1 protein-coding gene and 1 pseudogene are annotated in these 796 nt (G+C 59.7%); both read left to right on the forward strand.

Annotation, left to right across the window (positions count from 1 at the left end; translation table 11 throughout):
* Positions 1-290 (forward strand): annotated as a pseudogene (locus EVS83_RS15770) (hypothetical protein); the annotation flags it as partial.
* Positions 291-384: 94 nt separating this feature from the next.
* Positions 385-796: hypothetical protein (locus EVS83_RS15420; protein WP_133502072.1), on the forward strand; the 412-nt coding region annotated here is incomplete at its 3' end.

Consider the following 796-nt stretch of genomic DNA (forward strand, 5'->3'; position numbering starts at 1 on the left):
CGAAGATCGCCGAGGGTGAGTACGACATCCTCTTCGTCGACACACGAAAGGACATCATCTCTGCCCGCGGGGACGGCGGCACCGTCATTCCGCTAAATCGCGGCGAGAAGTCTTTTTCGGTACTCGTCGTCTATCCGGGCAAAACCGCAGAGGTCTACACCTTCCTCGAGAACGCTTCAGGTGGCCTCGAGTATCTGCACACCCTTAGCCGCGCCGGAGACGGCGTGCTGATCACCAAGGCGAGCGTCATGCAAGGCAAGTGCAGTTACATTGCCTTTGATCAGCTGTGAGTACAGCCTGCTCAACGGCTAACAATTCGTCCAAGCCGACGCCGCTTCGCGGCGCGGCTTAACTCAGGTGTTAGGCCCCAGAGGAGAGTTCAACGTGTCTTGGAAGTGGCTCCGCCTCACGCTTGCGACCAGCCTGGTAATTCTCGCCATGGCTGGCATTGGGCTTTACAACACCTGGCGCTGGTTCGTCGCCATTCCTGCAGTTATCTCCCGCAGCGAACTCCCGCTGTCGGTTTATGTCGGCGCCGCGATTCTTTTAGTCCAAGTCGGCGCTGCACTCGCGATCCTGCTTGGTGCTTCGTTCGGATCACTGCGGTCAGGCCAGCGCCGAGTTTGGGGCGCGCTTATCGTCCTGCTTGCGGTTCATGTGCTGCGTTGGCTCGAGCAGCTCTTGCACACGCCGTCGCTCGACCCCGGTGCACATCTGCTGCGTCTCACGGTAGCTGCTTGGCTTGCGCTTTTGGCGTACAAGCTGTGGCCTAACAATTCGTCCAAGCCGACGCCGC

The organism is Cognatilysobacter terrigena (genome assembly GCF_004361065.1).
GTDB classification, from domain to species: Bacteria; Pseudomonadota; Gammaproteobacteria; order Xanthomonadales; family Xanthomonadaceae; genus Cognatilysobacter; species Cognatilysobacter terrigena.